Raw genomic sequence first — 26,504 nt, 5'->3', positions numbered from 1 at the left:
AGGCCACGATGTGCCCACGGGAACCGGCAGCGGCGGCGGAGGACATCCAGGGCACGCTGGTGACGCGGAGTGAGGCCGGCTACGAGCGAGCCCGGTCCGCCGCCGTGTGGAACGAGCGGCGGCCGCAGCGGTTCCCCGAGGTCATCGTGCGCGCCGCCACGGAAGCGGATGTGGCGTCCGCCGTCACCTACGCCCGCACCCGGGGACTGCGGATCTCGATGTACTCCGGCGGGCACAACTGGTCCGGCTCGCCGCTGCGTGACCGGGGGCTGCTGCTCGACCTCTCCGCGCTCCGGGAGTGCCGTATCGCGCCCGCGGCCGGCGACGCCCCGGCGACGGCCACGGTGCAGCCCGCCGCCACCGGCCAGGAACTCGTCGCGGCTCTCACCCCGCGGGATCTGGCGTTCCCCGTCGGCCACTGCCCCACCGTGGCGGTCGGCGGGTTCCTGCTCAGCGGCGGCCTGGGCTGGAACTCCCGGGCCTGGGGGGCGTCCTGCGCCGACGTCCTGGAGATCCGGGCCGTCACCGCCGACGGCCGGACCGTCACCTGCAGCGATACCGAGAACCCCGACCTCTTCTGGGCCGCGCGGGGCGCCGGACCGGGGTTCTGCGCGGCCGTCACCCGCTTCCGCCTCGCCCTGCACCCCCACCCCGCCTCGCTCATGACGACCTCCCTGACCTTCCCGCTGACCGAGGTCGCCCGGGTGGCGGAGTGGGCGGAGCGGACCGCGCGCGGGCTCCCGCCGTACGTCGAAACGGCCTTCGTCCTCATGCCGGCCGGTCCACGGGCCGGCACGGCGGCGGCCGGGCCCCGGATCACGGTCGCCGCGACCGCGTTCGCCACGGAACGCAGCGACGCCCTGCAGGCGCTGCAGCCGTTCGCCGACTGCCCCTTCGGCGAGCTCGCCACAGGCCGGCAGCCCGCCGCACCGACCTCCTTCGCCGCGCTCCACGAGGGCGCGGTGTCCGCCTGGCCGCCGGCCCACCGGTATGCGGCGGACACCCTGTGGTCACCGGAGAACTACGCCACCCAGCTGACCCGTATCGCCGGTGCGGTGGCCGACGCCCCCTCCGGGAAGTCCCTGGTGCTCTCCCCGGTGCTGCCGGTCTCCGAGCACCCCGCTCTGCTGCGGAACATGGCCTTCTCCCCGCTCGGCACGTCCTACCTCGTCTGCTACGCGATCTGGGACGACCCGGCCGAGGACGACACCCAGACGCGCTGGCTGCGCGAGGCGATGGCCGCAGCGGACCCGCAGGACGACGGATTCCACTACATCGCCGAAACGGACCTGGAAGCGGATGCCGCACGGGTCCGGCGCTCGTACACCCCCGCCGCCTGGGACCGCCTGCAGGAGATCAAGGCGCAGTGGGACCCGGACAACCTCTTCCACTCGTATCTCGCCCCTTGACACGGGGCGGGACCGCCCCGGCCGCGGACCCGCACGGCTGCCGCACCGGCCGGTGGCCCCCGCGCCCGGGGGAGCGGCCACGGCGCCGCGGGGGCACCATGGCCCTATGCTGCTGGCCGCTCTCGCACAGGTCTCCGCCGATGTCGCGGCAACACCGGCACGTTCGCAGAAGATCGCGCTGCTGGCCGGGCTGTTCCGGGCCGCCGCGCCACAGGACGTCCCGGTGGTCATCCCGTATCTGGCCGGGCGGCTGCCCCAGGGGCGGATCGGGATCGGCTGGAGCGTGCTGCGCGAGCCGGTCGCGGCCGCGGAGCACGCCACGCTGACCGTGGGCGACGTGGATACCGCGCTGACCGGGCTGGCGCGGGTCTCGGGCGCCGGGGCGCAGGACGAGCGGCGCCGGCTGGTCCGGGAGCTGCTGGCCGCGGCGACACGGGAGGAACAGCGCTTCCTGGTCGGCCTGCTCACCGGCGAGGTGCGGCAGGGCGCGCTGGACGCCATCGCGGTCGAAGGGCTCGCCGCCGCCACCGAGGTGCCCGCGGCCGACGTCCGCCGGGCCGTGATGCTGGCGGGATCCCTGCAGGACGTGGCACGGGCGCTGCTCGCCGAGGGGCCGCCGGCGCTCGCGGAGTTCCGGCTCACCGTCGGGCGGCCCGTCGGGCCGATGCTGGCGCACAGCGCCAAGACGGTGGCCGAGGCGGTGGACAAGCTCGGTGCCTGCGCGGTGGAGGAGAAGCTGGACGGCATCCGCGTCCAGGTGCACCGGCACGGGCCGGACGTCCGGATCCACACCCGCACCCTGGATGAGGTCACCGACCGGCTCCCCGAGGTCACCGCCGTCGCCCGGGAGCTGCCGGCCGACCGCTTCATCCTCGACGGCGAGGTGATCGCGCTGGACGGCGAGGGCCGCCCGCTGCCCTTCCAGCGGGTCGCGGGACGGTTCGGCTCGCGGGTCGACGTCTCCGCGGCGCAGGCCGCACTGCCGCTGTCCCCGGTCTTCTTCGACCTCCTCTCGGTCGACGGCCGCGACCTGCTGGAACTGCCCGGCGAGCAACGGCACGCGGAACTGGCCCGGCTGGTGCCCGAGCATCTGCGGGTGCGCCGCCAGGTGGTCGCCGACCCGTCCGACGCCGCGGCCCGCGCGGCCGCCGAGGACTTCTGGTCGCGGACCCTGCGCCGGGGCCACGAGGGCGTCGTGGTCAAGGCGTTGGACGCCCCCTACAGCGCGGGCCGCCGGGGTGCCGCCTGGCTGAAGGTGAAGCCCGTGCACACCCTGGACCTGGTGGTGCTCGCGGCGGAGTGGGGCCACGGCCGGCGCACCGGGAAGCTGTCCAACCTCCACCTCGGCGCGCGCGGGCCGGACGGCGGATTCGTGATGCTGGGCAAGACCTTCAAGGGACTCACCGACGCCACCCTGCGCTGGCAGACCGAGCGGCTGCGGGAACTCGCCGTGGCGGACGACGGCCACGTGGTGACGGTGCGTCCGGAACTCGTCGTCGAGATCGCCTACGACGGCCTGCAGACGTCCACGCGCTACCCGGCGGGCGTGACCCTGCGCTTCGCCCGGGTGGTGCGCTACCGGGAGGACAAGACGGCGGCCGAGGCGGACACCGTGGAGACGGTGCTCACCGCGCACGACGGCGGGGAGGGGTAACCGCCGTGGCGGGAAAGCGCAGTGCCGGGCTGCTGCTGTACCGGCGCACCGCGGACGGCGGCGTCGAGGTGCTGCTGGCGCACATGGGCGGGCCGTTGTGGGAACGGCGGGGCGCCGCGGCGTGGTCGGTGCCCAAGGGCGAGTACCTGCCCCCGGAAGAGGCGCGGGACGCGGCCCGGCGGGAGTTCGAGGAGGAGCTGGGTCTGCCGCCCCCCGACGCGCCCGGTGTCCTGCTGGGCGAGGCCCGCCAGGCGAGCGGCAAGGTGGTGACGGTCTGGGCCGTCGAGAGCGATCTCGATCCGGAGCGCATCGTGCCCGGCACCTTCGACATGGAATGGCCGCGCGGATCCGGGGTGACCGGCACCTTCCCCGAGATCGACCGGGTCGCCTGGTTCACCCCGCGCGAGGCGCACCGGCGCCTGGTGGCGGGCCAGCGGGTGTTCCTGGAGCGGCTGGCGGAACGGCTCGGGGGGCTTGAACGGGGCGAGGCCTGAGCCGGGCGCGCCGCGCTCCCGGCCTCCACCACCCGCGCACCCCACGGGCCACAACCCGCCCTGGACACCGCCGTTGCCGCCGGGCAGGCTTGCGGCGGGGCCGTACCACGGGCCCCGAACGGGGGGCCCTGGCAGAACGGGGTCATGAGCATGCCGCGGGGGCCGCATGTTGCGTCTGCACTTCGACGACCGGGACATCGCGCGGGTACAGATCGCCGCCGAGCCCGACCCACTGTGGGAAACGGTGCTCGCCCTGCACCAGCTGGTGCCGCCGGGACGCGGGGTGCCGGTGTTCGGGGCCTGGCGGGCCCGTGCGCGCCGCGAGCTGGACGAGCGGGGCCTGACCCGTGCCGCACGGCTGATCAGCATCCTGGCCCCGGCCGACGCCCGCTACTTCCCGGACTTCCTCACCCCCGACGCCGCCCGCGACGGACTGGCCGCGGGGCTGGAGGGGCTGCGGGACACCCCCAGGGTGCGGCTGACCGCGGAGTGCGCCAGGGCGGGGCTGCCGGCCCGGCTCCCGCGCTGGACCGCCGCGCTGGCCAGGGGAGACCGGCAGCCGCTCGACGAGCTGGCCGCCGCGTTCGGGCAGGTGCACCGCGCGGTGATCGCCCCCGACTGGACGGGCGCGGCCGCCACGGTCGACTGCGACCGGGGCGGCCGCACCCGCATACTTTGCCGCGGAGGCGTCGACGGCATGCTCAACACCTTCCGGCCGGCCATCCGCTGGGAGCCACCGGTCCTGCACGTCGACTACCCGCAGGACCGCGATCTGCGCCTGGGCGGCCGCGGACTGCGGCTGATCCCCTCCCACTTCTGCTGGCGCAGACCCATCGCGCTCGCCGACCCCGGCCTCCCGCCGGTCCTGGTCTATCCCGTCCAGCACGCCACGGACTGGGCGCCGGCCGCCACCCGCAGCTGCCATCCGCAGGCGCTGTCCGCCCTCCTCGGCCGGACCAGGGCCCGTATCCTCGCCGCCCTGGACGCCCCGGCCACCACCGGTGAACTGGCCCGCCGCCTACGGGTCTCCGCCCCCTCGGCCAGCGAGCACGTGAGCGCCCTGCGCGAGGCGAACCTGGCCCGCAGCCGGCGCGACGGAGGCTCGGTCATCCACACGCTCACCCCGCTCGGCACGGCGCTCCTGCACGGTGAACTCGCACCCGTCCGCCGCCCGCGGTGAGCGGCCCGGTGGTGGCCGGGGGCCCGCTCACGGCCGTACGAGGATCTTCCTCCCCTCGCCCGCCCGGAAGCGGGCCAGGGCCTCGGCATACTGGTCCAGCGGGAGGCGGTCGCTGATGAAGACCTCCGGGTCCAGGGCGCCGGCCGCGAAGAGCTCCGCGGCGCGTTCATAGCTGTGCAGCACGGCCATCGAGCCGGTGATGGTGATCTCCTGGTTGTAGATGCGGTAGGGCTCGATGGTGGCGCGCGCCGCATAGTCGGCGACGCCGAACTGGAGGAAGGTGCCGCCCTTGCCGACCCGTCCCAGGGCGTCCTGGATGGCGTGCTCGTTGCCGGTGGCGTCGATGACCACGTCCCAGCCGCGCGGGCGGTCCAGCTCGTCGGCGGAACCGGCCGCGTTGCTGCAGCCCAGGGTGCGGGCGGTGGCCAGCCGCGCGGGGTTGATGTCGACGACATCGACCCCGGCCGCGCCGGTGCGCTTGGCGAGTTCGAGCATCATCAGGCCCATCGTGCCCGAGCCGTAGATGAGGACGCTGGTGCCCAGTTGTGCCGAGCGCAGGATGTCGTAGCCGCGTACGGCGCAGGAGAGCGGCTCGATCAGGGCCGCGTCCTCGGTCCGGACGTGATCGGGCAGCTTGACGCAGTTGGCGACCGGGGCGACGGCGAACTCGGCGGCGCCGCCCGCCGTGGTCACCCCGATGGCGGCCCATCGCTCACAGAGGTTGTTGCGGCCGATGCGGCAGTAGTGGCACTCGTGGCAGTAGAGCGAGGGGTCGACGGCCACCCGGTCGCCCTCGGCGAGTTCGGTGACCGCGCTGCCTCGCGCCACGACCGTACCGGCGAACTCATGGCCCGGCACGACGGGCAGCGTGGGTGCGAACTCCCCCTGGAGGATGTGCAGATCGGTACCGCACAGCCCGCAGCCTGCGACGGAGACCACGACCTCGCGGGGGCCCGGCGCCGGGTCCTCGACGGTGGTGACCTCGACCTTGCCGGGGGCGCTGATCACTGCGGCTTTCATTTCACGGCTCCAAGCGACAGGCCCTGGACGAGTTTGTCCTGGGCGGCGAACCCGGCGATGAGCACCGGGAGGGAGATGACGGTGGCGGCGGCGCACACCTTGGCCAGGAACAGGCCCTGGCTGGTCACGAGTCCGGTCAGGAACACCGGCGAGGTTCCGGCCACGACGCCGGTCAGGACCCGGGCGAACAGCAGCTCGTTCCAGCTGAAGATGAAGGAGATCAGGGCCGTTGCCGCGATCCCCGGCATCGCGACCGGCGCGACGATCCGGGTCAGGGTGGTGGCCAGCCCCGCCCCGTCGATCGAGGCGGCCTCCAGCATCTCCACCGGCACCTCGGCGAGGAACGAGCGCATCATCCACACCGCGATCGGCAGGTTCATCGAGGTGTAGAGGATGACCAGCAGCCAGATGCTGTCGAGCATCCCGGTGTTCTGCGCGACGAGGTAGACCGGCAGCAGCCCGGCCACCAGCGGCAGCATCTTCGTGGAGAGGAAGAAGAAGAGGACGTCGCTCCACTTGCGCACCGGCTTGATGGCCAGCGCGTAGGCGGCCGGCACCGCCAGCAGCAGCACCAGCAGGGTGGAGACGACGGAGGCGGTCAGCGAGTTGATCAGCGGGGGCCAGGGGCTGACACCGCCGCCCGTCGCCCCGAAGAACTCGCGGTAGCCGTGCAGGCTGAGTCCGGCGCCGACGCTGGGCGGGTTGGTCGCCGCGTCCGTCTCACTGTGGAAGGACGTCAGCACCATCCAGGCGACGGGCAGGAAGAAGGCGATCCCGCACAGCCAGGCCGCCAGGCCCAGCAGGCTGCCGGTGCGCCGCCGGCGCCGGGTGGCAGGGGATCCGGCGCGGCCGCGGGCCCGGGACAGCGTGGACAGGGTGGTCATGACGTGACCTCCTCGCGCAGCAGGGACGACACGGTGCGCAGCGCGAAAGTCGCCACCAGCAGCGAACACAGCACCACGACCACGCCCTGGGCGGACGCCCGTCCGTAGTCATGGGACTGGTAGACGGTCTGGTAGATGGTGTACGGAAGGTTGGCGGTGCCCAGGCCGCCGGACGTGATGGTGAACACCGCGTCGAAGTTCTGCACCACGTACACCGTGCCCAGCAGCGCGGCCAGTTCGAGGTAGCGGCGCAGATGCGGCAGGGTCAGATAGCGGAAGATGTCGAAGGCGGAGGCGCCGTCCATCCGGGCCGCCTCGACGGCGTCCGACGCCCGGCTCTGCAGCCCGGCCAGCAGGATCAGCATCATGAACGGCGTCCACTGCCAGATCAGCGACGCCTCCACCGCGGCCAGCGGCGAGTCGGTCATCCAGTCCGGCTGCGGCGGATGCTCGCTGCCGAACAGCCGCCATATCCAGGTCAGCGAGCCGTTGAGCAGCCCGTACGAGGCGTTGTACAGCGCATGCTTCCACAGCAGCGCGGAGGCGACCGGCACGATGAGGAACGGCGTGATGAGCAGGGTGCGGACGATGCCGCGGCCGCGGAAGCCACGGTCGAGCAGCAGCGCCAGACCGAGCCCGAGCAGCAGGCTGACCAGCACCACGGTCACGGTCAGCAGCACCGTCGTGCCCACCGAGGCCCGCATCGCCGGGTCGGTGAACACGGCGCGGTAGTTGTCGAGCGCGGCGAAGCCGCGGTTGTCCGGGGCCAGCGCGTTCCAGCGGGTGAAGGAGATCACCACCGTGGCCAGGAACGGGAGTTGGGTGACCACGACGAGGAAGACCAGGGCGGGGAGCAGTGGTGCGCGGCGGGCCCAGTTCTTCGCCCGCTCGGTGCGGCGGGCACGGGCGCGCGCGTCCGGACCGCCGGACCGGAGCGTGGCGGCCGCGTCGGCCGCGGGGGCCGGTTCAGTGGTGCGTGTAGGCATCGGACACCTCCTGCGCGAGCCGCCGGCTCTTCTTCAGGGCTTCGGGCACGCTCTGCTTGCCGGCGATGGCCGCGCTGATCTCGGTCGAGACCTTGGTTCCCAGGTCGGCGAACTCGGGGATGCCGACGAACTGGATCCCGGGGGCCGGCCGCGGCTGTACGCCGGGGTCGGCGGGCCGGGCCGAGCTGATCGCCCGCTCGGTCGGGCCGGCGAACGCCCCGGCTGCCTTGGCGTACTCGGGGTTGCGGTAGAGGGAGGCCCGCTTGCCGCCGGGCACCCTCGACCAGCCCAGTTCGCGGCCCACCAGCCGCTCGTAGCCCTTGCCCGAGGCCCAGCGGATGAACTGCCAGGCTGCGTCCTGGTGCGTACTGGCCTTCTGCACGCCCCACGCCCAGGTGAAGAGCCAGCCCGCGTCACGGGTCCGCTCCACCGGTGCCGGTGCGTAGCCGACCTTGCCCGCGACCTTGGATTCGCCGCTCTCCAGCGAACCGGCACCGGCCGTCGCGTCGTACCACATGGCGACCTTGCCCTGCTGCATGTCGTTGAGGCACTCGGTGTAGCCGGCCTGCGGGGCGCCCGCCTGGCCGTGCGCCCGCACCAGATCGACATAGAACCGGGTGGCCTTGGTGAACTCGGGGCTGTCGACCTGCTGCTGCCAGTCCTTGGCGAACCAGGTGCCGCCGAAGGTGTTGACGACGGTGGTCAGCGGCGCGGCCAGCTGGCCCCAGCCGGGCTGGCCGCGCAGACAGATGCCCTTCAGCCCCTTGCGGGAGCCGTCCAGCTTGGCGGCCAGCGCGGCGACCTGGTGCCAGGTGGGCCGGGCGGGCATGGTCAGCCCGGCGGCCTTGAGGAGGTCCTTGCGGTACATCAGGAAGGACGACTCGCCGTAGAACGGCTCCGCGTAGACCTTGCCGTCGGCGGCGGTGAGGGAGGAGCGGACCGGCTTCAGGATGTCGCCCTGGTCGAAGGTGCGGTCCTTGGCGGCCCGTTCACCGAGCGGGGCGAGCCAGCCGTTGCGGGCGTAGATGGGCGTCTCGTAGTTGCTGACGCTGGCCACGTCGTACTGCCCGGCCTGGCTGGAGAAGTCCTGGCTCATCTTGTCGCGCAGGTCGTCCTCCGGCAGCACGGTGAAGTGGACCTTGATGCCGGTCTCCTTGGTGAAGTGCTCGGCGGTGAGCCGCTGCAGATCCACCATCTGCGGGTTGTTGACCATCAGGACGTTGATGGTGTGACGGCTGTCGTTGCCCGCATCGCCGGCGCCGCGATAGCAGCCGGTGGTGGACACCGCCAGGGCGACGGCGAGGGCGGTCAGCCCGAGCGAGCGGCCGCCGCGGCCTGGTCCGGGGGATCTTGCTCTCACGGCTCGTGCCTTTCTGGGGGGACGGGGAGGAGGGGAAGGGACGGGGAGGGAAGGGACGAGGGGACGGGGGAGGGACAGGGACGAGGGGCGGTGACGGCGGACGGGGAGGTCCGGCGAGGGCCGCACCCGCGGCGGCTCCGGGGCGTACGACGCCGTCCTGCGGGTACGCCGGGGAGCCGTCCGTCGGCCGGGGGCGGCCGTCGGCGGTCAGCTGTGGGTGATGTGGTGTGCCGGGCCGGTGGCCGATGCGTCCGGGCGGCCCGTCCCGGTCAGACCCGGAGCACCTGCGGCCCCAGGAGCGAATAGCGATGTGCCTCCGGCGCGGACAGCCCCGCGTCGGTGACGATCGCGTCGAAGTCGCGCACCTCGGCGAACCGGCAGAAACTGCTGGCGCCGAACTTGCTGTGCACCCCGACCAGCACCCGCCGCCGCGAGGAGCGGACGGCCTGCTCCTTCACCTCCGCGACCGCCGGGTCCGGGGTGGTCAGACCGTGCTCCCGGGAGATGCCGTTCGCCCCCAGGAACGCCAGGTCGATCACGAACCGGGCGAGCATGTCCCGGGCCCAGGACCCGACCGTCGCCTGGGTGCCGGCGCGCACCCGCCCGCCGGCCAGCAGGACGGTGGTCGACTCGGACGCCGCGACCAGCGACGCGGTGCGCAGCGACGCGGTGATCACGGTCAGCGGACGGTCGGTGGGCAGCAGTGTGGCGACCAGCTCGGGGGTGTAGCCCTCGTCGACGAATACCGTCTCGGCCTCGCCCACCAGCGCCGCGGCGGCCGCCGCGATCCGGCGTTTCTCCTCCACCTGCTGGGTCTCCCGCCGGGCCAGTGTGGTCTCGAAGCCGGCGCTCTCGACCGGATAGGCCGCACCGTGCGTACGCCGGACCAGGCCCCGGCGCTCCAGCTCGCTCAGATCGCGCCGTACGGTCTCGCGGGCGACCCCGAATTCCGCCGCGGCATCGGCGACCTCGACCCGGCCGGACTGCCGGGCGAGCGCGAGAATGCGGTGCTGGCGTTCCTCAGCCCTCATGGCTCACTCCTGCCCGAATTCTGACTGCTTCCGGATCTGACTGGTTCTGGATTCCGTTCGGTCACGGGACTGCCCGTTTCCGCCCGCATCAGGTTTATAGCAACCGGAGAGGTGCGAAACGCTGCCCGCGGCGGCGGAAAACTTGACCGTTTCTGTCCGCCTGCGGGCGCTGTCACCTTGGTCACCTGCACGAACGGGTGCCCGTATCGCCCTGGCAGCGGGTCCGTACGGGCCCAGGGGCCGGGGAGTGCGGGGCGGCCCGTTGTGCGCCGGAGGGCCGCAGCGGTGGTGCCGCGGACCGTGGCGCTTAGTCTGGACGGCATGAGCTCGGAGATGCGGTCGTTGGCGGTCACTGCGATCGTGCAGGCGGAGGAGTGCGCGGTCCTGCGCGTCAGCGGAGACCTGGACCTCCGCACCGAGCAGGCGTTTCTCGCCGAGGCACGCTCGGTGGTGTCGGCCGGGCACCGCTTCCTGGTGCTCGATCTGACCGCGCTGCGCTTCTGCGACTCCCGCGGGCTGAGCTGCCTGCTCGCCCTGGAATGGCTGTGCCGGCGCCTGGAGGGCAGGCTGCTGCTGGCCTCGCTCGGTGTACGGATGCTGCGCCTGCTGGTCGGCACCCAGTCCCTCAACGTCTTCTCGTGCTTCCCCACCGTCGGTCATGCGCTGGCCACGGTGCCCGACGCCAGCCGCCCGGAGTGGCCGCCGGTGGCGGAGGACCCGGAAGAGGGACCGGCCGGCTCATGAGTCCGGCAGCCGGAGGCAGACCGGTGGCGTGACGTCGACAGCCGGTGGAGCGGCGTCGCTACCGGGCACCGCCGAGGTCCCGGACGAGCGTGGGGGAGGGGCGGGGGATCTCACCGAAATCCTCGTCGTCGCTGTCCACCACGAGCCGGTTGATCACATTCTCCAGAGCGCTCGGCAGGGTCGGGGCGAGCCCGCTGTGCCACTGGACGAGAAGATTGTGGCGGGCCGCATCCGGCAGCAGCTGCTTCTCGTCGAACGCGGCCGCCGACCGGCGCTCCTCGTCGGGCGCATGCGCGGCCTGTTCGCGCCAGTAGGCGGCGTCGCGGTACTCACCGTTGCGGCGGTGGGAGAGGTACAGACAGTAGGCAGCGGTCCGGCTCCCGGCGCCGGCGCCGAAGTGCCACCAGAAATGGGCCGCGTCCTGGCGGCCGGTGATGTGCAGCAGACAGGCGAAGACCAGTGCGCCTTCGGGGTCGATGTGGTGGTCGTTGACCAGCCGTTCCAGGCTCGCCGCGGCCGCCGCCGCATTGACGACCAGCGCACAGGCCAGCTGGAGCTCATGGGTGGCCTCGTCGCGGGCGCTGGCGTAGGTGCTGGGCGCGCCCTGTCCGTCCCGGACCGGCCGCTCGGCCGTCGGCGGACCGTCCGGCGACGCTGCCGCCGTCCGCAGGAAGGCGCCGAGGCCGCCGGGCACCCCTGTGTCCTCGAGGTCACCGAACCGAACCGGACCGTCGAAACCGGATACCGCAGCGGCGGCGCTGAGCAGCGTCTCGACGGTTTCCCGGCGGCCCGCGGGGCAGATGTGCGACATGGTCAGTTCCCCCTGGAATGTCCCTGGTCGATACCGAGTGCGGCGGCGAGCTTGCGCTTGCCGCGGCTTGCGTAGGAGCGGACGGTGACTTCGTCGACGCCGAGCAGGGAGCCGATCTGTGCGTCGCTGTACCCGATGACATGGCGCAGCACGATCACATCGCACTGCCGCTCCGGCAGCCGGGCGATGGCGGCATACAGCCCCAACTGGCCCTCCAGCATGGCGAACTGCTGCTGGCACTCGCGCAGCAGGGCGTGGGTGACGACGGCGAACGCGGCGGTTTCGGTGAGGGCGGTGGGCTGCTGGTGGTCGTACAGCCACTCCACCACCCGTTCCTTGAGGACCGACCAGGCGTACGCCTCCACCGACGCCTGCCGCAGCGCATGCGGCCACAGCCGGCTGAGCCGGTCGTACGCCGCCCGGGTCACCTCACGGGCCGCGGCCTCGCTGCCGGTGTGCAGATAGGCGTACGTCAGCCATTTGCGTGCATGGGTGGCCAGGAAGGCCTCGAAGGTGATCGACAGCTGGCGGTCGAACGGGTCCGGCGCGACGGCCGGGAGCGAACCGCGGGGGAGTGGAGCTAACTCCGCCGTATGGACATGCGCCGGAGCGCACGCCGGTTGCAGTCGGTCCCGGTCTGCGCTCACGAGCAGTCCTCGTTCCGTTTCGCCGTGCACCGAGCCGGGCGCCGAAGCACCGCCGGCCGCGGGAGGACGGTTGGCCCTCACCCTCCAATGAACCGGAAAGGGCGCCCGTTTGTGGCATCGTCCGGGCAAAAATCTGCCGCTGCGTATTCATATGACTACGCGTGACCCTGGCATGTGACGACCGGCGGCGCCGGCCGTGCCGCCCGCCGGGGATCCCGCCGGGTGTGCCCCGGCATGATCCGGCACCTACGGGGCAGTGCTCCAACAGCCGGGCGCACGGCGGCGGTTGATGCGCCGTCCGGAGTGCGCGGCGCGCAAGGGGGCGTCACCGCACGCCGAGGAGGTGTGCCGGGGCGGGGTGCCGTATTGGGGAGGCAGCAGACGATGAGCGAGCACGGATCCGTGGTGGATCTTCAGCTGGACCGGGCGCATTCGTCCCGGATCTACGACTACTTCCTGGGCGGCAAGACCAACTTCCTGGCTGACCGGATGGCCGCCGCGGAGGTGCTGAGCGCCTTCCCCGCCGCGCTGGTCGCCGCCCGCATCAACCGCGAGTTCATGCACCGCGCCACCCGCGTCCTCGCCGAATCCGGTATGCGGCAGTTCCTCGACATCGGCACCGGCATCCCCACCCCGCCGAACCTCCACGAGGTCGCCCAGGGCATCGCCGCCGACGCCAGGGTCGTCTACACCGACAACGACCCGATCGTCCTCGCGCACGCGGCGGCCCTCCTGCTCAGCGCCCCCGAGGGACGTACCGCCTACGTCCAGGCCGATGTCACCGACCCGGCCGGCATCGTCGAGGCGCCCCAGCTCCTCGACACCCTCGACCTGAACCGTCCGGTCGCGCTCAGCCTGAACGCCCTGATGCACTTCGTCCCGGACGACGGCCGGGACCGCGCCCACGCCATCGTCGACACCCTCAAGGCCGCCCTTCCGTCCGGCAGCACCCTCGCCATGAGCCATGCCACGGCGGACTTCGACCCCGGGGCGATGGGCAAGATCATCAAGATCTACGGTGCCGCGGGCACCCGGCTCCAGTTCCGCTCCCGCGCCGCCTTCCTGCGCTTCTTCGACGGCTGGGAGCTACTGGAACCAGGCGTCACCCTCTCCCACCAGTGGCGCCCCGACCGTCCCGAGGACGCCACCCATGTCACCGACACGGAGGCCGCCTGCTACGCGGGCGTCGCCCGCAAACCCTGAACCCCGCGGGGCGGGCGGCCTCCCCTTCCCGGCGCTTCACTCCTTGCGGTAGCCGTACGCCTCCCCGGCCGCCGCCACGACCGCGTCCAGGTCCGCCCCGGCCGATGCGGCGACCACGGCGGCCACCGCGCCCTCGACCAGCGGCGCGTCCACCAGCCGGGCGCCCGCGGGGAGTTCGTCGCCCTCGGCGATCAGGGCCTTGACGGTCAGTACGGCGCTGCCCAGGTCGACCAGGATCGCCACGCCCGCGCCGCGGTCCACCGTCCGTGCCGCCTTGGTGATCAGCTCCGCACTGGTCCCCAGCCCGCCGTCCGGTGTACCGCCCGCGCCGGCCACCGGCACCGTGACCCCGTCGCCGGCCAGCCCGAGCGCCAGCGTCGCCACGGAGTCCGCGACCGGCCCGCTGTGCGACACCAGCACCACCCCGACCGGGGCACCCCCGCCGCCGGCCGTACCGCCTGCCGTCTGCGCGCTCACTTCGCCACCTCCGCAAGCGCCGCGAACAGCAGCGCCGAGGAGGTCGCCCCCGGGTCCTGATGCCCGATGCTGCGTTCCCCGAGGTAGCTCGCCCTGCCCTTCCTGGCCTGCATCGGTACGGTCGACAGCGCGCCCTGCCCGGCCGCTTCCGCCGCCGCGTCGAAGGAGGCCGACAGTGCCGTGACCCCCGGCACCAGCGCATCGAGCATCGTCTTGTCCCCCGGCGCCGATCCGCCGAGCTGGCCCACCGCATCCACCCCGGCGGCCAGCCCCGACCGCAACTCCTCGGCCGACACGTGCGCCGCCTCGCCCAGCGCCTTGCCGGCGCGCCGCAGCAGCGTCCCGTACAGCGGCCCGGACGCCCCGCCCACACTGGAGATCAACTGCCGTCCGGCGGTGGTCAGCACCGCCCCGGGCGTCGCCGGCGGCTCCGCCTCCAAGGTCTTGACCACGGCCGTGAAGCCGCGCTGCATGTTCCTTCCGTGGTCGGCGTCACCGATGGGCGAGTCCAGCTCGGTGAGCCGGTCGGCCTCCCGGTCGATGACGGCGGCGGCCGCCGTCATCCAGCGTACGAAGAACGCGGCATCCAGCACCGTTTCGGACACGGACTACTCTCCTTGGTTGTTCGGGCACGGAGTGAAGAAAGCGGAGCCGTACGGCCACAAGCAGCGGTACCGGCCTGCGGCCTCTACGGACAGAGAGACAAAGAGGGGGCCGTCCCACCGCAGACCCCTGCGGAGCGGGCACGACTGCGGTGTCACCGGCCCCAGCGCAGCCCGGGCGTCTGTACCGGCGCGTCCCACAGCCGCAGCAGTTCTCCGTCCACCTGGCACAGCGTCACCGAGCAGCCGGCCATGTCCAGCGACGTCACATAGTTCCCCACGAGCGTGCGGGCCACCGCGACCCCCCGCTCGTCGAGCACCCGGCGGACCTCGGCGTTGAATCCGTACAGTTCCAGCAGCGGGGTCGCCCCCATGCCGTTGACCAGCACCAGCACCGGCAGCCTCGGATCCAGGTCCTCCAGGATCGCGTCCACGGTGAAGTCCGCGATCTCGCGCGAGGTCATCATCGCGCGGCGCTCCCGCCCCGGCTCGCCATGGATCCCGACCCCCAACTCCAGCTCCCCGGCCGGGAGATCGAACGTCGGGCTGCCCTTGGCCGGGGTCGTACAGGCGCTCAGCGCCACACCGAAGCTGCGCGACGACGCCACGACCTGCCGGGCCAGCGCCTCCACCCGCTCCAGCGGCATGCCCTCGTCCGCCGCGGCACCGGCGATCTTCTCCACGAAGAGCGTCGCCCCGGTGCCGCGCCGCCCCGCCGTGAACGTCGAGTCGGTCACCGCGACATCGTCATTGATGAGCACGCTGGCCACCTGCACCCCTTCGTCCTCCGCCAGCTCCGCCGCCATCTGGAAGTTGAGTACGTCACCGGTGTAGTTCTTGACGAGGAACAGCACCCCTTTGCCGCTGTCCACGGCCGCGGCGGCCCGCACCATCTGATCGGGCACCGGCGAGGTGAAGATCTCGCCCGGACAGGCGGCATCCAGCATCCCGGGCCCGACGAACCCCCCGTGCAGCGGCTCGTGCCCGCTGCCGCCCCCGGACACCAGCGCCACCTTGCCCTCCACCGGTGCGTCCCGCCGTACGATCACCCGGTTCTCGGTGTCCACCACCAATTCGGGGTGCGCCGCGGCCATCCCGCGCAGCGCATCGGCGACCACGGTCTCGGCGACGTTGATCAGCATCTTCATGGGTGCCTCCCGGTGACTTGAGCAGGCGAGCTTTGAGTGACGTTCTTCCAGGTCAGGTGGGGTGTCGAGCTGTGCTGATCTTGACATGCTCCGGCGTTTTCCGACAGGGGTGAAGGGGGATGGCGGGGTCGGCCGGGACGGGGCCGGGTCCGGCGGACCTCACACCCTGCTGACGGGCCGCCAGTCATGTTCGCTTCGGCCTCCGACGTGCCGGGAATCGGTGGTGCAAGTATCGGGCGAGGTGGGCGCTGGGGGCACTGTTGCGTGCTGGTGTCGTTGTGATCGGTGTGGCGTGGTGACTGCGCTGCTTCCCTGGTCCGGTGCCGGGTAAAACCATCGATCCGCACACGGGGCCACTCGTCAACCCCCGCGGCACGCGAGCGGCGACGGCTCCCCGTGGCGTTAGGCCACCAGGGGCCGGTCGCGGGGGCCGATCGGGGCGGGAAGCGCGGTGGAGCCGGTCAGATACCGGTCCGCGGCCGCCGCGGTGGCCCGCCCCTCGGCGATGGCCCACACCACCAGGGACTGGCCGCGCCCGGCGTCGCCCGCGACGAAGACCCCGTCCGGACCGATGGGGGTGGCCCGCCCGGCCTGCCCGGCGTGCCTGACCTGCCCGGCCATCCCTGCCGCCACGGCCGCGAAGCCCCCGTCCCGGGCGAAGTTCCCCCGTTCGTCCAGCGTGAGCCCCAGCTGCCGGATCAGACCGCTGCCCCGCTCGGGACCGGAGAAGCCCAGGGCGAGCAGCACCAGCTCCGCCGGGATCACCCGCTCGGTCTCCGGCCGCGGCCTTCGGGCCGTGGGCTCCACCTCGGTCAGGCGCAGCGCGCACACCTGACCCGCCGTGGTCCCTTCGAAGTGGAGAGTGGCGGAGGAGAAGACCCTCGGATCCGTGCCTTTCCGGCCCCGGGCCTCTTCATGGGCATGGGAGATCCGGTAGACCTTCGGATAGACGGGCCAGGGCTCGCGGTCCGGCCGGGCGTCGCCGGGCTCCGGGTTGATGTCCAGCTGTACGACGGAGGCCGCGCCCTGGCGCAGGGCGGTGCCCAGGCAGTCCGAGCCGGTGTCCCCGCCGCCGACGATCACCACATGCTTGCCCTCCGCGGTGACCGGGGGTACGGCGTAGTCGCCCTCCACGACCCGGTTGGCCAGGGGCAGGTAGTCCATGGCCTGGTGGATGCCGTACAGCTCGCGGCCGGGCACGGGCAGCTCCCGCTGTTGGGTGGCCCCGACGGCGAGGACCACCGCGTCATGGCGCCTGCGGAGCTCGGTGGCGTCGACATCGCTGCCGACGTCCACGCCGGTGCGGAACTTGGTGCCCTCCGCCCGCATCTGCTCGATGCGGCGGTCCAGATGCCGCTTGGCCAGCTTGAACGCGGGGATGCCGTAGCGCAGCAGGCCGCCGACGCGGTCGGCGCGTTCGTAGACCACGACGGTATGGCCGATGCGGGTGAGCTGTTGTGCCGCCGCCAGCCCCGCGGGGCCGGAGCCGATGACCGCGACGGTCTTCCCGCTCAGCCGCTCCGGCGGATGCGGCGCCGCATAGCCGCGCTCCCAGATCTGGTCCGCGATGGTCTCCTCGACGTTTTTGATCGTCACCGGATCGGCGTTGAGGGCCAGCACACAGGCGGTCTCGCACGGCGCCGGGCACAGCCGCCCGGTGAACTCGGGGAAGTTGTTCGTCGCGTGCAGCCGCTCGGCCGCGGCCCGCCAGTCGCCCCGTGCCGCGTACGCGTTCCACTCGGGGATGAGGTTCCCCAAGGGGCAGCCGCTGTGACAGAACGGTATGCCGCAGTCCATGCAGCGGTCCGCCTGCTCGGACACCAGCGGGAGCAGTGCCTGCCCGGCGTAGACCTCGTCCCAGTCGTTCAGCCGTTCTTCGACGGGGCGCGGCGGGACGGGCCGGCGGGGGAACTTGAGGAAGCCGCGAGGATCGGTCATGCCCCGCCTCCCTCGCTCACTCGCGGTGCTATACGGCGGTTCAGGTCAGCCTACGCCTGCTTTGTCCCGGTTTCAGTGGTCGAAGGCTGACGGGGAAGCTCGCTGTGAGGGGCCGTTTCCCGGAGAGGGACCCGCGTCCCGGCCGCGGGCCGCGCCGGCTCCCCGCCCGGTCCCCCCGATCCAGCGGCGGGCGCATCCGGCCCACAAGGCGTATATGTGAATCCATCGGGAGGTCTCGCGTATCTTCCGCGTCGCGCGCGGCCCGGCAGCGAGAGGGGCACGGTGAAGAGTTTGCAGCCCACGCCGGTGAGAGGGTCGTGGACGCTCGTGGCGCTGGCCCTCCTGGCCGGCATCCTGCTGAACCTCTTCGCGCCTCAGCCGTACATGGGCCTCCCGCTGCTGGCGGCCGCACCGCTGGTCGCGGGTGCCATGCTCTCCTTCCGTTCCGCGTGCGTCGTCGTGGCTGTCGCCTGTGTGGTCTCGGTCGGGCTGGATCTCGAACGCGGACGTCCGGCGACGCCTCGGTACGTCGATCTGGCCGTGGTCGGCCTGATCGGTGTGCTGGCGCTCGCGGTCAACCGGCTCCTGCTGCGCCAAGGGCGCGACCTCGCCCTGGCCAGGGATGTGGCGGAGGCGGTCCAGCGCGCTGTGCTCCCCGATCCGCCCCGGGAGGTCGGGCCGCTGGCGGTGGCTGCCGGGTACACCGCGGCGCAGGCCGAGGCGCGGATCGGCGGCGATCTCTACGCGGTGCAGGAGACGCCGTTCGGGGTGCGGATGATCATCGGGGATGTACGGGGCAAAGGGATGGAGGCCGTCGCCGCCGTGTCCGTCGCCATCGGCGCCTTCCGTCAGGAGGCGGAGTACGCCCCCACCCTGGCCACCCTGGTCCAGCGGCTGGACGAGGCCATGGCCAGGGCCGCGGCCAGGAGCGGCCCGGTGACCTCCACCGAAGGATTCACCACCGCCGTGCTGGCCGAGGTGTCCGACGACGGCGGGGCGCTGAGCCTGGTCAACCGCGGGCATCCGCCGCCGTACCTGGTCCACGGCGGGCAGCTCGTACGGCTCGACCCGACCCTCCCGCAGCTGCCTCTCGGCATGGGACTGGGGGACACCGCACCGGCCGGCTCCGCGCCCGTCGATGTGGTGCGGCTGCCCCTGGGCGCCTCGCTGCTGCTGGTCACCGACGGTGTCACCGAGGCCAGGGACGCGGCGGGCACCTTCTACGATCCGGTCTCCTCGCGCCGTATGGGCAGACGGTTCACCGAACCGGAGGCGCTGGTGGAGGCCCTGACCAAGGACGTCGGCCGCTGGACCGGGGACAACCACCAGGACGACATGGCCATCCTGGCCGTCACCCGGCGTGGTGCGTCCTTGCCGTCCTTGCCGGCAACCTCCCCTGCGCACAGCTGAACTGAGTCAACGGCACATGTCCTCTCCTCCGGGGCAGGCAGGTGCACCGGGCGGGTCAAACGGGTGTGACCGGCCCGGCCGGCAAGGCGGCGAGCAGCATCAGGGCCACGTCGTCCTGCCGTTCCGTATCGTCCTGCCGGCATTCCAGGAGGGCGTCGGCGAGGCGTTCCGGACCCACCGGCGGCGCGTCGTTGAGGCGCCGGGCGAGGTCGGCGACGGAGTGCTCCGGATCGGTGCCCGGCGTTTCGACCAGGCCGTCGGTGTACAGGGCCAGCACGGACTGCGGCGGCAGGGTGATCTCTGTGGCGGTGTACCGGGCACCGGGCTCGACGCCCAGGAGCAGCCCCGGAGGGATGTGCAGCACCGTGGTGTGCCGGTCGGGGTGACGCAGCAGCGGCGGCGGATGGCCGGCGCCGGCCAGGCACGCCCGCCGGGTGCGCAGGTCGATATGGACGTACAGACAGCTGGTGAACAGATCCGGGTCCAGGTCGGCCAGCAGCCGGTTCGTCCGCGCCAGTACCTCGGCGGGGGAGGCGCCGGCGGTCGCATAGGCGCGGACGGCGGTGCGGGCCTGCCCCATGAAGGCGGCGGCGGCCGCGTTGTGGCCCTGCACATCGCCGATGACGGCGGCGATGCTGTCGCCGTCGAGGCGGATCAGATCGTAGAAGTCGCCGCCGATGTCCATACCGCGGGTCGCCGGCAGATAGCGGGCGGCGACGGCGAAGCCCGGTACCCGGGGCAGGCCGTGCGGCAGCAGGGCGGCCTGCAGATCGTGCGCCAGTTGCTGCTTGGTGTCGTAGAGCCGGGCACGGTCGAGCGCCTGGGCGATCAGGCCGGCGAGCGAGGTGAGGACCTGCTGCTCGTCCTGGCTGAACGTACGGGGCCGGGTGTACGAGAGGATGCAGCAGCCGACCGGGCGGCCGGACACGATCAGCGGCAGCACCGCCCGGGCCGCCTTGCCGGTCAGCTGCGGCAGTCCCGGGTAGTCGCGTTCCATCTCCTCGCGGGTGGTGTAGAAGCTGGGTTCACCGGTGGCGAGGGCATGGACGGCGGGGCTGACGGCGGCGCCGAGGGCGACGCCTTCGAAGGCGTCGACGGCCTCGGCGGAGTAGCCGCGGTGGCCGATGGTCCGCAGCCGGCCCGCCTCAGCGGAGTACATGATCATGCCCTGGGCACCGAACGCCGGCACGATCTGGTCGGCGACGAGATCGACGACGTCCTGGACCCCCACGGCCTCGGTGAGAGCGGCCGAAAGATGCAGCACGTGGTAGACCTGGCCGGCCCGTGCGGGCATGACGTCGGCCGGTGTGGGATACGGCTCCACCGGGCTGTGGTCCTTGCCCGAGGGAGTGATCCACACGCTCAGGCCCCTGCCGTCCGGGAACAGCCGGAAGGTGAGCCACTGATCCGGTGGCCGGCAGGCGGTGAACGACACCGGCCGGCGACTGATCACCGCGGCACGGTAGCGGTCCTCGAAGGCCGGGTCGCGCAGCCACGGCAGGATCTCCCAGGGGCGCGCGCCGATCAGCCGGCTGTCCCGCTCGCCGAGCAGCCCGGCCGCGCCGGTTGTCACCAGGGTGATACGTCCTTCCAGGTCGAGGGCGCAGCAGCCGCCGGGCAGCCGCTCCAGACAGTCGGCCGCCGCCCGCGCCTCGTCCGGGCCCACGGTCCGTGCCGGCGGGATGGTCAGCACCCGCGGCCCCGCGGACGCGGAAGCGGAGGCATCGGGCCGGGAAGCGGGGCCACCGGCCGGGGGAGCGGAGCCTTCGGCCCGGGGGCGTTCCCGCAGCAGTGCCGCCAGGCGTCGGCACGAGGCCTCCATCGCCGCGCGCTCGTCCGCCGAGAGCCGTGGTGCGTGGTCGGCCGGCCACAGCAACAGCAGCGCCCCCCGGGGGCCGATGGTGCCGCCGACCGGCGCGGCCGCCAGCGAGAACTCATAGGGCACGGCCACCGCGGTACGGGGGAAGTCACGGGACAGCTGCCGCCGGCCGCCCGCCCACACCAGGCGCTGTTCGCGCGAGGCGACGGCGACCGGGATCGGCGCTGCCAGCGCCACCCGGCTCCAGGGCGCCAGGAAGGGCGCCGGGAGCCCGCTCATGACGGTCAGCTGCAGCACCGGCTCGTCGTCCGCCCGCACATACAGCCCGCCGGCCGACGCTCCGGTCTCCCGCAGCGCGCACAGCAGTTCCCGGCCCACCGGGTCGGCTCCGGCGCCGCCGGTCATCGCACACCCGCACACAGCTGTCGTGCCATCGAGGCTCACTCCGGCGCGCCGGTTCTCCCCGTGCCGAGACCGTCAGGACGTCGCTGTCCTGGCGTCTCTGACGGGACAGTCCCGAGGTTACGCCGCCGACCGGGCGGCGGCATTCGTTGCCGGGCCGCTCCGGGGCCGCCCCGATACCTCCCGGTAACGCCCTGACCTGCCCGAGATGCGGTGAGCTGAGCCCGTATATCATGTAATGGCGTCGCGTAGCAGTGACGCGGGCAGCATGTCGCCTCCGATTCCGGAGAGGGAACATGGCCGCAGACGAAGAGGACGAGGCCGGAGAAACCCGGCGTCCGTCCGGTAAGAAGACCGCCAGGAAGACCGCCAGGAAAACCAGCAGTGTTCGGGCCGACCGCCGCGAGAGCGAAAGCGAAACGGAGCGCACGGCCCGCCGCGTTTCCGCGCCACGTGCCATGCGGTACGCGGCCGAGCAACTGGAAGAGCTGCTGGGCCGGGCGCCCGAGTCCGTCTCCTCGGTGAAGCCGACGGAGGACGGCTGGCAGGCGGACGTGGAAGTCCTGGAGCTGGAACGTGTCCCCGCGACCACCAGCGTGATGGCGACGTACCGGGTGGTGCTGGACAAGGAGGGCGAGCTGGTGGCGTACGAGCGCACCCGCCGCTACACCCGAGGCCAGATCGACCGGCGTTGAGGACCCGGTTGCCGTGGCGGAGCGTTCGTCAGGCGAACGACACGGCCACTCCGCACCCGACGGGGTGGGCCGGTGAAAGGAGGCACCGTGACTGTGGTGCCGCAAGGCGGAGGACCCGTCGCCACCGGCGGCGGAGGGGGCTCCGGAAATCTCTACGACATCCTCGACCTGATCCTGGACCGCGGGCTGGTCATCGACGTCTTCGTGCGTGTGTCGCTGGTGGGTATCGAAATCCTCAAGATCGATGCCCGCATCGTCGTGGCGAGCGTCGACACCTACCTGCGCTTCGCCGAGGCCTGTAACCGCCTCGACCTGGAGGAGGGGCGCAAGGCTCCCTCCCAGCTGACCGACATCGTCGGCGAGGTCACCGAGGGCGGTTCGCACGGCAAGGCCAAGGGCGCGCTGTCCGGGGCCGCGGAAGCGGTGACCGACGCCCTCAAGGGCGGCGGGGACGAGGAGCGCGAGGAGAGGCACAAGGAGCCCGCCGAGCGGCGCGAGCGCCCGGCTCGCCGGCCGGCCCGGCGCCGAAAGGAATGAGCGATGTCCGTCTACGTGTACTCCATTGTCGCGACCACCCACCCACAACGACTCGAGGGCCTGGACGGGGTGGGGAAACCGCCGTCCACCCTGCGCACGGTGCAGACCGAGGAGCTCTCCGCGGTCGTCAGCGACGCCCCCGAGGAGCTGCGTCCCAAGCGCCGCGACCTCGCCGCCCACCAGGCCGTCCAGGAGCAGCTGATGGCCGACGGCACGGTCCTGCCCCTGCAGTTCGGCTTCACGACCACCGACGACGACGCCGTGCGGGACGTGCTGGAGGAGCGTGCGGAGGAATTCACCGAGCGGCTGGAGGCGCTGGCGGGCTGTGCCGAATACCACCTGAAGGCCGCCCAGGAGGAGGAGGCGATGCTGCGGCAGATCCTGCAGGAGTCGGATGAGGCCCGTGCGCTCAACGAGCAGATCAGAAGCGGCACCGGAAGCCCCGACCTGCCGCTCGCCCTGGGTGAACTGGTCTCCCAGGAAGTGCAGGCACGGCAGGACCGGCTGGCCGGCCAAGTCCTCGATGCGCTGCGTGGGTTCGCCCAGGAGGAGAGCGGGTCCCAGCCGGCCGGGAACGATTTCCTGAGCGTGTCCTTCCTCGTGGAACGGGACAACGAGAAGAGTTTCCTCGCTGCTGAGCAGGATCTCGCCAAGGAGCTGGGGGAGGACTTCGACCTCCGGCTGCTCGGCCCGCTTCCCGCCTACAGCTTCGTCTAGGGAGGCCCCTCATGGGCCTGTTGAGCCAGATCGCCACCTTTCCGCTGGCGCCGGTGCGCGGCGTGGCATGGGTCATGGAACGCGCGCTGGAGGCCGCGGAGAACGAGTACTACGACCCCGAACCCATCGAGCGGGAACTCGCCGAGCTGGAACGGGCCTTGCTGGCGGGAGAGATCTCCGAGGAGGCCTTCGACCGGCGCGAGGACGAACTCCTGGACCGGCTGGACGAGATCAGGGCCCATGCCCAGGGCACCGACACCACCTGACCACGACGGCCGGCGCGGCGACGGGACGCGGGAACGCGCACCCGTCGCCACGCCGGGAGATGAGGGAAACGAGGTGCAGCGGCCGTGAACGAACCCGTCGCCCGGAGGACGGGTGACTACCCGTCCAGGGCCGGCCCGTACAGCGGCCAGGGCTCCTCGGCCAATCTCGCCGACATCCTGGAGCGGGTCCTGGACAAGGGCATCGTCATCGCGGGCGATATCCAGATCAATCTGCTGGACATCGAACTGCTCACCATCAAGCTGCGCCTGCTGATCGCCTCGGTGGACAAGGCGAAGGAGATGGGCATCGACTGGTGGGAGCACGACCCGTCACTCTCCTCCCGCGCCGCCGACGGCCACCACTCGCTCGCGGAGGAGAACAAGCGGCTGCGCGCCGAGATCGCGGCCCTGCGCGAGAGCAGCGAGCTGTACCCGGCCGCGGACGAGGAGGACGCCGAGGAGGAAGGCGAGGACGAAGCCGGGGACTACGCGGAGGAGGCCGAGGAGACAGAAGAGTACGAGGACGCGGAGGAGGCGGACCGCCCGGCCGCCACCCGCCGCTCCTCCCGCGCCTCACGCCCCACGCGCACGTCACGCGCCAAACGGGCCGCGCCCCGTAACAAGCGGCGGGACGAGTCATGACGACCGAGAGCGTCACCTACGCCTACGCCGTCGCGCAGGACCCCGACGGCTCGCTGGAGGAGGCCCTGACCGGGCTGCCGGGCGTCGCGGACGGGCCGGTGCACCTGGTGCGCGCGGCAGACCGCGGCGAGGTGGTGGTCGCCGTGGGCGCCGTACCCGAGCAGGACTTCGAAGAGACCGCACTGCGCGCGCATCTGGAGGACCTGGACTGGCTGGAGTCGGTGGCCCGCGCCCACCACCGGGTGATCGAGGCGCTGGCCGCCCGCACCACCGTCCTGCCGCTCCGTCTGGCGACGGTCTACCTCGACGACGCCCGGGTGCGGCAGATGCTCGGCACCCGCCAGGAGGCGTTCGCCGAGCGGCTGTCCGACCTGGCCGCGCACACGGAGTGGGGCGTGAAGATCTACGTCGAGGCGCCCGCGGCCACCGGCCGGCCCGCCGAGCCGCCCGCGGACGCGGACGCGGACCTGAGCCCCGGACGGGCCTACCTCAGCCACCGCAAGGCACAGCGGCACGCCCGCGAGGACGCCTACCGGGATGCCGAAGAGGTCTCCCGGCGCGTGGAGGAAGCGGCCCGCGGCCATGCGGTCGACCGGGTCCAGCACCGGGTGCAGCAGGGTGAACTCGCCCGTGGCCCCGGGGAGAACGTCATCAACGACGCTTACCTCGTACCGCTGGAGCACGGCGAGAGCTTCCGGGCCGAGGTCTCCCGGGCAGCGGAGGGAAGCTCCGGGGTGCGCGTCGAGGTCACCGGGCCCTGGGCCCCGTACTCCTTCGCCACGCCCCCCGAAGCCGAACCGCTGAAGCGAGCCGCCCCGTGAGGCCGGCGGGCGGGCCGCCGGCCAAGGCGGACGAGCCCCTGCCGGACCGGCAGATCGCCCTGATCGACCTGCTGGACCGGCTGCTCAGCGGAGGCGTGGTCCTCACCGGGGACATCGTCCTGTCCATCGCCGATATCGACCTCGTACGCATCTCGCTGCGCGCCCTGATCGTCTCCATCAGCGAACAGAACCCCTCCCCGTGGCGCTCCACCGCACCCCTGGTACGGGACGACGATGACAGCCGGTGACCGCCGCCCCGGCAGCCGCTTCGACGATGTCGCCGATGCGGCCGCCCGTGCCTTCCAGCTGCTGCCCTCCACACCGCAGGACGTCCGGCCCCCGGCCGGGCCGGGACCACGAAGGCCGGCACACCGGGTCAGCGCCGACCCCGACACGGTCGAGCGGGACCTGATCAAACTCGTCCTCACCCTGGTCGAGCTGCTGCGCCAGCTCATGGAACGCCAGGCCCTGCAGCGGGTCGACGCCGGAGACCTCACCGAGGAACAGGAGGAACGCCTGGGAGCGACGCTGATGATCCTCCATGACCGCATGGTGGAACTCTGCGCGCAATACGACCTTTCGATGCGGGACCTGAATTTGGATCTCGGTCCGCTCGGGACGCTGTTGCCCCCCGCCGAATGACCTCGAAGGAGTACGACATGGGCATGGGAAAGAAGGCCAGGAACATCGGCCATATCGTCGAGGGAAAGGCCAAGGAAACGACCGGAAGGGCCCTCGGTAACAAGAGCCTGCAGCGAAGAGGAAAGACCGAACAGGCTCTGGGGAAAATGCGTCAGGCAGTGGAGAAGGGCAGGGACACCTTCAAGCACTGACGGTTGCGGCACCGGCAGCCCGGCCCGGCCGTTGCACATGGTGTGACGGCCGGGCCGGGCGCGGTGACCGGCCCGGCGGCCGGGCCCGCCCCGGTGCGGCTCAGGGCTGTCGCCGTGCCTGGTCGACGGCCGCGCGGCCGGCCGCGAACTCCCCGTCGTCGGAGCCGGTGCTGAGCTTGCCGCCGGCGCTCTCCAGGTGGGCCCGGACGAACCACTGGAACAGTTCCAGCGACCGCAGATGCTCGATCAGCAGGTCCTGCGTCACCGGATCGGTCTTCTCGGTGGCGGCCACCGCCTCGCGATGGTCCTTGATGACCCCCGAGTAGACGACGTCCAGCGCTCCCAGGTGCTCGATCGCCTGCGCCCGTCCGACGGAGTAGTCCTCCCAGGTCCGCTCGGCGGTCAGGGCGCCCGGCGTACCCGTCGGGGAGCCGCCGAGCGTGGCGATGCGTTCGGCCGTGGCGTCGACCATCGAGCGGACGGCCTCGACCTGCGGGTCGAGCATTTCGTGGACGGCGATGAAATGCGGCCCCACGACATTCCAGTGCACATGCTTGAGGGTGAGTGCCAGGTCATTGAGCGCATGCAGCCGGAGCCGCAGCCGCGCGATGACCTCTCCGCCTTCGGCCTCCGTCATGCCGGGAACGGTGTACTCGGGGGAATTGCTCGCTGGCACGGTGAAGTCTCCTTTCACCACAGGTGGGGTCTTCCTGTGGTGAAAATCCGCGTGCCCGGCAACTCCGCCCGAAAACACGCACCCGCCCCTGGATTTCC

At 72.3% G+C, this 26,504-nt stretch carries 29 protein-coding genes; 16 read left to right on the top strand and 13 right to left on the bottom strand.

From position 1 onward, the window contains the following. Window positions 1-8: 8 nt before the first annotated feature. The 4 genes from ABR737_RS08960 to ABR737_RS08945 all read left to right on the top strand — a co-directional run bounded on the left by ABR737_RS08960 (window position 9) and on the right by ABR737_RS08945 (window position 4,737). Window positions 9-1,409 carry an FAD-binding oxidoreductase gene (locus ABR737_RS08960; RefSeq protein WP_350249651.1) on the top strand — a complete coding sequence of 467 codons (1,401 nt, stop codon included), beginning with the start codon at window positions 9-11 and terminating at the stop codon, window positions 1,407-1,409. Between the two features lie 106 nt (window positions 1,410-1,515). Then, the gene (locus ABR737_RS08955; protein ID WP_350249650.1) at window positions 1,516-3,063 is read left to right on the top strand and encodes an ATP-dependent DNA ligase; all 1,548 of its coding nucleotides are present in this window, start codon (window positions 1,516-1,518) and stop codon (window positions 3,061-3,063) included. A 5-nt stretch (window positions 3,064-3,068) separates the two neighbouring features. Next, window positions 3,069-3,557, top strand: a complete 489-nt coding sequence (locus ABR737_RS08950; protein WP_350249649.1) for an NUDIX hydrolase — start codon at window positions 3,069-3,071, stop codon at window positions 3,555-3,557. 166 nt (window positions 3,558-3,723) lie between these two features. Further along, complete coding sequence (locus tag ABR737_RS08945; protein ID WP_350249648.1) at window positions 3,724-4,737, top strand: winged helix-turn-helix domain-containing protein; 1,014 nt, start codon at window positions 3,724-3,726, stop codon at window positions 4,735-4,737. A gap of 27 nt (window positions 4,738-4,764) precedes the next feature. On the opposite strand, the gene ABR737_RS08940 is transcribed toward ABR737_RS08945, so the two are convergent. The 5 genes from ABR737_RS08940 to ABR737_RS08920 all read right to left on the bottom strand — a co-directional run bounded on the left by ABR737_RS08940 (window position 4,765) and on the right by ABR737_RS08920 (window position 10,018). Further along, complete coding sequence (locus ABR737_RS08940; RefSeq protein WP_350249647.1) at window positions 4,765-5,757, bottom strand: zinc-dependent alcohol dehydrogenase family protein; 993 nt, start codon at window positions 5,755-5,757, stop codon at window positions 4,765-4,767. Continuing rightward, window positions 5,754-6,641, bottom strand: coding sequence for a carbohydrate ABC transporter permease (locus ABR737_RS08935; RefSeq protein ID WP_350249646.1), 888 nt, complete (start codon window positions 6,639-6,641; stop codon window positions 5,754-5,756). Before ABR737_RS08935 ends, ABR737_RS08940 begins: the two co-directional genes overlap by 4 nt. After that, complete coding sequence (locus ABR737_RS08930; protein ID WP_350249645.1) at window positions 6,638-7,627, bottom strand: carbohydrate ABC transporter permease; 990 nt, start codon at window positions 7,625-7,627, stop codon at window positions 6,638-6,640. The genes ABR737_RS08935 and ABR737_RS08930 overlap by 4 nt, the downstream gene beginning before the upstream one ends. Then, window positions 7,608-8,987, bottom strand: coding sequence for an ABC transporter substrate-binding protein (locus ABR737_RS08925; protein WP_350249644.1), 1,380 nt, complete (start codon window positions 8,985-8,987; stop codon window positions 7,608-7,610). Before ABR737_RS08925 ends, ABR737_RS08930 begins: the two co-directional genes overlap by 20 nt. A 269-nt stretch (window positions 8,988-9,256) precedes the next feature. Then, window positions 9,257-10,018, bottom strand: coding sequence for a DeoR/GlpR family DNA-binding transcription regulator (locus tag ABR737_RS08920; RefSeq protein ID WP_350249643.1), 762 nt, complete (start codon window positions 10,016-10,018; stop codon window positions 9,257-9,259). A 321-nt stretch (window positions 10,019-10,339) separates the two neighbouring features. Here ABR737_RS08920 and ABR737_RS08915 point away from each other — a divergent pair, with 321 nt between their 5' ends. After that, a complete protein-coding gene (locus tag ABR737_RS08915; RefSeq protein WP_350249642.1) occupies window positions 10,340-10,762 on the top strand; it encodes an STAS domain-containing protein in 423 nt (140 codons plus the stop codon). Window positions 10,763-10,820: 58 nt separating this feature from the next. Here the strand turns inward: ABR737_RS08915 and ABR737_RS08910 are convergent, their stop codons facing one another. Together ABR737_RS08910 and ABR737_RS08905 are read right to left on the bottom strand one after the other, a co-directional pair. Further along, the gene (locus ABR737_RS08910; RefSeq protein ID WP_350249641.1) at window positions 10,821-11,573 is read right to left on the bottom strand and encodes a hypothetical protein; all 753 of its coding nucleotides are present in this window, start codon (window positions 11,571-11,573) and stop codon (window positions 10,821-10,823) included. Window positions 11,574-11,575: 2 nt separating this feature from the next. Continuing rightward, window positions 11,576-12,220, bottom strand: a complete 645-nt coding sequence (locus ABR737_RS08905) for an RNA polymerase sigma factor (protein ID WP_350249640.1) — start codon at window positions 12,218-12,220, stop codon at window positions 11,576-11,578. A gap of 384 nt (window positions 12,221-12,604) precedes the next feature. On the opposite strand from ABR737_RS08905, the gene ABR737_RS08900 reads away from it, so the two are divergent. Then, window positions 12,605-13,423 (top strand): SAM-dependent methyltransferase, encoded by an 819-nt coding sequence (locus tag ABR737_RS08900; RefSeq protein ID WP_350249639.1) that lies wholly within the window; start codon window positions 12,605-12,607, stop codon window positions 13,421-13,423. A gap of 36 nt (window positions 13,424-13,459) precedes the next feature. Here ABR737_RS08900 and ABR737_RS08895 read toward each other — a convergent pair whose 3' ends face one another. The 4 genes from ABR737_RS08895 to ABR737_RS08880 form a co-directional block, all read right to left on the bottom strand. Further along, window positions 13,460-13,900 carry a PTS-dependent dihydroxyacetone kinase phosphotransferase subunit DhaM gene (locus ABR737_RS08895; protein WP_350249638.1) on the bottom strand — a complete coding sequence of 147 codons (441 nt, stop codon included), beginning with the start codon at window positions 13,898-13,900 and terminating at the stop codon, window positions 13,460-13,462. After that, complete coding sequence (dhaL, locus tag ABR737_RS08890) at window positions 13,897-14,493, bottom strand: dihydroxyacetone kinase subunit DhaL (protein ID WP_350256725.1); 597 nt, start codon at window positions 14,491-14,493, stop codon at window positions 13,897-13,899. The genes ABR737_RS08895 and dhaL overlap by 4 nt, the downstream gene beginning before the upstream one ends. A 164-nt stretch (window positions 14,494-14,657) precedes the next feature. Continuing rightward, window positions 14,658-15,650, bottom strand: a complete 993-nt coding sequence (dhaK, locus tag ABR737_RS08885; protein ID WP_350249637.1) for a dihydroxyacetone kinase subunit DhaK — start codon at window positions 15,648-15,650, stop codon at window positions 14,658-14,660. Window positions 15,651-16,052: 402 nt separating this feature from the next. Then, window positions 16,053-17,588: a glutamate synthase subunit beta gene (locus ABR737_RS08880; protein ID WP_350249636.1), complete on the bottom strand. Its 1,536-nt coding sequence runs from the start codon at window positions 17,586-17,588 to the stop codon at window positions 16,053-16,055. Between the two features lie 384 nt (window positions 17,589-17,972). On the opposite strand from ABR737_RS08880, the gene ABR737_RS08875 reads away from it, so the two are divergent. Then, window positions 17,973-18,998 carry a PP2C family protein-serine/threonine phosphatase gene (locus ABR737_RS08875; RefSeq protein ID WP_350256723.1) on the top strand — a complete coding sequence of 342 codons (1,026 nt, stop codon included), beginning with the start codon at window positions 17,973-17,975 and terminating at the stop codon, window positions 18,996-18,998. Window positions 18,999-19,053: 55 nt separating this feature from the next. Here the strand turns inward: ABR737_RS08875 and ABR737_RS08870 are convergent, their stop codons facing one another. Then, a complete protein-coding gene (locus ABR737_RS08870) occupies window positions 19,054-21,222 on the bottom strand; it encodes a SpoIIE family protein phosphatase (protein ID WP_350249635.1) in 2,169 nt (722 codons plus the stop codon). 293 nt (window positions 21,223-21,515) lie between these two features. Between ABR737_RS08870 and ABR737_RS08865 the strand changes: the two genes are divergently transcribed. The 9 genes from ABR737_RS08865 (at window position 21,516) to ABR737_RS08825 (ending at window position 25,730) form a co-directional block, all read left to right on the top strand. Further along, entirely contained in the window at window positions 21,516-21,914 is a 399-nt protein-coding gene (locus tag ABR737_RS08865) for a gas vesicle protein GvpO (protein ID WP_350249634.1), read from the top strand. 87 nt (window positions 21,915-22,001) lie between these two features. Further along, the gene (locus ABR737_RS08860; RefSeq protein WP_328388945.1) at window positions 22,002-22,451 is read left to right on the top strand and encodes a gas vesicle structural protein GvpA; all 450 of its coding nucleotides are present in this window, start codon (window positions 22,002-22,004) and stop codon (window positions 22,449-22,451) included. A 3-nt stretch (window positions 22,452-22,454) separates the two neighbouring features. Then, a complete protein-coding gene (locus ABR737_RS08855; protein ID WP_350249633.1) occupies window positions 22,455-23,168 on the top strand; it encodes a GvpL/GvpF family gas vesicle protein in 714 nt (237 codons plus the stop codon). A gap of 11 nt (window positions 23,169-23,179) precedes the next feature. Further along, complete coding sequence (locus ABR737_RS08850; protein ID WP_328388949.1) at window positions 23,180-23,434, top strand: gas vesicle protein GvpG; 255 nt, start codon at window positions 23,180-23,182, stop codon at window positions 23,432-23,434. An 84-nt stretch (window positions 23,435-23,518) separates the two neighbouring features. Further along, complete coding sequence (locus ABR737_RS08845) at window positions 23,519-24,076, top strand: gas vesicle protein (protein ID WP_350249632.1); 558 nt, start codon at window positions 23,519-23,521, stop codon at window positions 24,074-24,076. Further along, on the top strand, window positions 24,073-24,897 hold the full coding sequence (locus ABR737_RS08840; RefSeq protein ID WP_350249631.1) for a GvpL/GvpF family gas vesicle protein: 825 nt from the start codon (window positions 24,073-24,075) through the stop codon (window positions 24,895-24,897). Before ABR737_RS08845 ends, ABR737_RS08840 begins: the two co-directional genes overlap by 4 nt. Then, on the top strand, window positions 24,894-25,145 hold the full coding sequence (locus tag ABR737_RS08835) for a gas vesicle protein (protein ID WP_350249630.1): 252 nt from the start codon (window positions 24,894-24,896) through the stop codon (window positions 25,143-25,145). Before ABR737_RS08840 ends, ABR737_RS08835 begins: the two co-directional genes overlap by 4 nt. Then, window positions 25,132-25,539 (top strand): gas vesicle protein K, encoded by a 408-nt coding sequence (locus ABR737_RS08830; protein ID WP_350249629.1) that lies wholly within the window; start codon window positions 25,132-25,134, stop codon window positions 25,537-25,539. Before ABR737_RS08835 ends, ABR737_RS08830 begins: the two co-directional genes overlap by 14 nt. A gap of 17 nt (window positions 25,540-25,556) precedes the next feature. After that, window positions 25,557-25,730 carry a CsbD family protein gene (locus ABR737_RS08825; protein WP_350249628.1) on the top strand — a complete coding sequence of 58 codons (174 nt, stop codon included), beginning with the start codon at window positions 25,557-25,559 and terminating at the stop codon, window positions 25,728-25,730. A gap of 100 nt (window positions 25,731-25,830) precedes the next feature. Here ABR737_RS08825 and ABR737_RS08820 read toward each other — a convergent pair whose 3' ends face one another. After that, entirely contained in the window at window positions 25,831-26,367 is a 537-nt protein-coding gene (locus ABR737_RS08820) for a Dps family protein (protein ID WP_350256722.1), read from the bottom strand. Between the last annotated feature and the right edge of the window lie 137 nt (window positions 26,368-26,504).

The sequence above is a fragment of the Streptomyces sp. Edi2 genome, assembly GCF_040253635.1.
In the GTDB taxonomy this organism is placed as follows: Bacteria; Actinomycetota; Actinomycetes; order Streptomycetales; family Streptomycetaceae; genus Streptomyces.
Note: the sequence above shows the minus strand (reverse complement) of the source record. Positions and strands in the feature narration are given on the sequence as shown.

What these genes read in the sequence shown, in the direction of transcription:
- ABR737_RS08930 (WP_350249645.1), bottom strand. Translation starts at nt 7,627, where the DNA reads ATGCCTACACGCACCACTGAACCGGCCCCCGCGGCCGACGCGGCCGCC.
- ABR737_RS08840 (WP_350249631.1), top strand. Translation starts at nt 24,073, where the DNA reads ATGACGACCGAGAGCGTCACCTACGCCTACGCCGTCGCGCAGGACCCC.
- ABR737_RS08875 (WP_350256723.1), top strand. Translation starts at nt 17,973, where the DNA reads ATGGGCCTCCCGCTGCTGGCGGCCGCACCGCTGGTCGCGGGTGCCATG.
- ABR737_RS08940 (WP_350249647.1), bottom strand. Translation starts at nt 5,757, where the DNA reads ATGAAAGCCGCAGTGATCAGCGCCCCCGGCAAGGTCGAGGTCACCACC.
- ABR737_RS08910 (WP_350249641.1), bottom strand. Translation starts at nt 11,573, where the DNA reads ATGTCGCACATCTGCCCCGCGGGCCGCCGGGAAACCGTCGAGACGCTG.
- ABR737_RS08825 (WP_350249628.1), top strand. Translation starts at nt 25,557, where the DNA reads ATGGGCATGGGAAAGAAGGCCAGGAACATCGGCCATATCGTCGAGGGA.
- ABR737_RS08820 (WP_350256722.1), bottom strand. Translation starts at nt 26,367, where the DNA reads ATGACGGAGGCCGAAGGCGGAGAGGTCATCGCGCGGCTGCGGCTCCGG.
- ABR737_RS08870 (WP_350249635.1), bottom strand. Translation starts at nt 21,222, where the DNA reads ATGACCGGCGGCGCCGGAGCCGACCCGGTGGGCCGGGAACTGCTGTGC.
- ABR737_RS08945 (WP_350249648.1), top strand. Translation starts at nt 3,724, where the DNA reads ATGTTGCGTCTGCACTTCGACGACCGGGACATCGCGCGGGTACAGATC.
- ABR737_RS08880 (WP_350249636.1), bottom strand. Translation starts at nt 17,588, where the DNA reads ATGACCGATCCTCGCGGCTTCCTCAAGTTCCCCCGCCGGCCCGTCCCG.
- ABR737_RS08900 (WP_350249639.1), top strand. Translation starts at nt 12,605, where the DNA reads ATGAGCGAGCACGGATCCGTGGTGGATCTTCAGCTGGACCGGGCGCAT.
- ABR737_RS08915 (WP_350249642.1), top strand. Translation starts at nt 10,340, where the DNA reads ATGAGCTCGGAGATGCGGTCGTTGGCGGTCACTGCGATCGTGCAGGCG.
- ABR737_RS08865 (WP_350249634.1), top strand. Translation starts at nt 21,516, where the DNA reads ATGGCCGCAGACGAAGAGGACGAGGCCGGAGAAACCCGGCGTCCGTCC.
- ABR737_RS08855 (WP_350249633.1), top strand. Translation starts at nt 22,455, where the DNA reads ATGTCCGTCTACGTGTACTCCATTGTCGCGACCACCCACCCACAACGA.
- ABR737_RS08960 (WP_350249651.1), top strand. Translation starts at nt 9, where the DNA reads ATGTGCCCACGGGAACCGGCAGCGGCGGCGGAGGACATCCAGGGCACG.
- dhaK (WP_350249637.1), bottom strand. Translation starts at nt 15,650, where the DNA reads ATGAAGATGCTGATCAACGTCGCCGAGACCGTGGTCGCCGATGCGCTG.
- ABR737_RS08850 (WP_328388949.1), top strand. Translation starts at nt 23,180, where the DNA reads ATGGGCCTGTTGAGCCAGATCGCCACCTTTCCGCTGGCGCCGGTGCGC.
- ABR737_RS08935 (WP_350249646.1), bottom strand. Translation starts at nt 6,641, where the DNA reads ATGACCACCCTGTCCACGCTGTCCCGGGCCCGCGGCCGCGCCGGATCC.
- ABR737_RS08830 (WP_350249629.1), top strand. Translation starts at nt 25,132, where the DNA reads ATGACAGCCGGTGACCGCCGCCCCGGCAGCCGCTTCGACGATGTCGCC.
- ABR737_RS08920 (WP_350249643.1), bottom strand. Translation starts at nt 10,018, where the DNA reads ATGAGGGCTGAGGAACGCCAGCACCGCATTCTCGCGCTCGCCCGGCAG.
- ABR737_RS08955 (WP_350249650.1), top strand. Translation starts at nt 1,516, where the DNA reads ATGCTGCTGGCCGCTCTCGCACAGGTCTCCGCCGATGTCGCGGCAACA.